Annotated in this window: 1 protein-coding gene; it reads left to right on the top strand. The window is 53.6% G+C overall.

Going from position 1 to position 2,530, the window contains the following annotated elements:
• Positions 1 to 193 precede the first annotated feature (193 nt).
• Positions 194 to 2,239: a sensor domain-containing diguanylate cyclase gene (locus DU506_RS20980; RefSeq protein ID WP_415843752.1), complete on the top strand. Its 2,046-nt coding sequence runs from the start codon at positions 194 to 196 to the stop codon at positions 2,237 to 2,239.
• Positions 2,240 to 2,530 lie beyond the last annotated feature (291 nt).

Raw genomic sequence — 2,530 nt, 5'->3', positions numbered from 1 at the left:
GTGGAGTTTGTGTAAGACCGGCAATGCCAAGGCATTGAGGCGACGGACAGCGAAGCAGGAACCTGGGAGGTAACGACCAGGGAATCCCCTTCCACAAGCGCGCTAGCGCTGAAGGTGGGGGGGATGTCAAGTGGCTGGCTTGCTCCCGAATCTTTGAGGACTACTTTTTGATGTGCAAGGAAAAGGACCGCCTGTGCGCTTATTCCATACGCTAGTTTTCAGGCGATGCTATGGCTCGTTACAGAACCGGCTGCTGCTGGGAGTCGCGATTGCCTGGTTGCTTATAGTGGCCTTGGTGCTCGGCATTACCTGGCAGTTGGGAAAGGAGATGGTGCAAGAAACCAATGTCTCGCATTTACGTTATGAATCAAGACTGTTGGCGGATGAAGTCACCCAACAGGTAAGCGCGCGTATCAACACTCTGGAACGGCTTTCATCACTCCTCTCGCAGCGTGACAATCCGAGCTGGCTGCAAACGGAATTGCGTCACCAGAATACCTTGCTGGAATTGTTTGAAGGCTTGGTGGTTACGGATGCCTCCGGGCGCATCATCGCTGATTGGCCGGTAGTGCCTGGTCGAAAAAATCTCGAAACTGGGCAGGAGGAATACTTTCGTGCGTTACGTGGTACCGGACGTCCCTACGTCAGTCAGCCATTTGTAGGCCGTGCCAGTAACATGCCGATGGTGTTGATAAGTGTGCCCCGAAAAGGCTCTGAAGGAGAGTTTCAGGGATTTGTTGGCGGCGTGGTGAGCCTTAATCGAGGTGGGTTGTTCGACCGTCTGGCTCGCATTCGATTGGGCGAAAAAGGTTATGCCGGCGTGGCAACCGCTTCGGGAAAAATTCTCTACCATCCCAATCGCGACTTGATCATGCAGGATGTGCCGTCAGCCAGCGAAAACCCATTGCTGGACCTGGCGCTGGATGGCTGGCAGGGCGATGGGGTGGGGGCGTTACTCAACGGCGAGAGGGGGCTTCAAGCGTTTTCTCAGATATGGCCGGCGGATTGGGTGGTAGGGCTGTTCTTGCCCATGGGGCAGGCACAATTGCCCCTGCAAGGGTTTATTCGGCAATTGTGGTGGGTATGGCTTTCATTGGCTGTGCTCATGTTACCGCTATTGTGGGTGTTGCTGAGGCAGATGTTGTTGCCGTTGCGTCACCTGGAAAAACAAATCGGAGAAGTGGGTCTGGGTAAACGGCATAAGGTCAATCTCGATACCAATATGCTCGAATTGCGTGAAGTCTCCAATACGTTCAACCGAGTGGAGGATGAGCGCCAGACGCTGCTGACTAACCTGCATGAACGTGAGGCATTCCTTGACTCGGTATTGAGCTCCACCCCGCAAGGCATGTTCGTAGCCAACTTCGATGGGGATATCACCTACATGAACCCGGCACTGCTTGAGATGCTGGGGGTTGAACCCGGTGACGAGCCAGGTGATTGGCATAAGCAGATTCACCCCGATGACCATCCCGGTGCCATGGACATGTGGCGCCATAGTTTGAAGACCGGCAGTGAGTTTCTCCGTCAGCTACGCTTTCATCGCCATGATGATGAGATGCTGTGGCTGGAAGTGCATGCGCGCGCCGTGATGCTGACTCAGGGAGGGCATTCTTTAGGCTTGGTGGGAATGGTCAAGGACATTACCGAACGGCGTCAGCAAGAAGCCATTCAGCGCTGGGAAGCCGAGCATGACCCCTTGACCGGCTTATTGAATCGGCGTGGCTTTGAGCGCCGCCTGGAAGAAGCGTTCGCCGATTTTCAGAAAACCAGCACCCCTTCGGCATTGATATTGTTTGATCTTGATCATTTCAAGCCGATCAATGATGAAGGTGGCCATGCCCTAGGGGATGAAATGTTACGGCGAATTGCTCAGGTTGTCGCCTGGGAAGTGCGTCGCAGTGATCATGTGGCCCGCCAGGGCGGGGATGAGTTCGGTGTGTTGTTGCCCAGCTGTACTCTGCGCCAAGCGAAGACCATTGCCGATTCCTTGCGCAAGGCTGTGGCTGAAATTTCCGTTACTCAGGAAAGTAAGGGCAGTACGGCAAGTAAAGAATATAAGGTCACTCTAAGCCTGGGGGTGACGGCTTTTTCAGAAGATGATACCGCCATTGACGCAGCCATGGAGCGTGCCGATTCCGCCAGTTATGAAGCGAAGAGCCTCGGGCGTAATAGTGTGGTGGTCAAGATGGCAGCCGCCGCTGGGAGCCATGAAGATCTGGTGGCTCTATTCGATTGAGCGCTTTATTCGAGATTGAACGCTTTGTTTGAAAAGTCCCGTTTGAAAAACTCTTCGCTTAAAGATCCCTCTTATATAGGTCGATCGGTTTCAGGTTGAGGTAAAAAAATGCCGGGCATAAGCCCTAATGCCAGTCAGTTAAGCCTATTTTCAACAAGCTGATCATGAGGCCTTTCCGTGTCAGGCAACTGATACGGAAAGGTCTCATGCATTTCAGCGACGCCATTGATGCCATCGCCAAGGCGGTACCCGACGATTTCTCCAGTCTCTCCGAGGTACTCTCTCCCGAAC

This window comes from Vreelandella rituensis (assembly GCF_003336665.1).
Classification (GTDB): domain Bacteria; phylum Pseudomonadota; class Gammaproteobacteria; order Pseudomonadales; family Halomonadaceae; genus Vreelandella; species Vreelandella rituensis.
The sequence above is the reverse complement of the archived record's forward strand: the minus strand, read 5'-3'. Positions and strand labels throughout refer to the sequence as shown.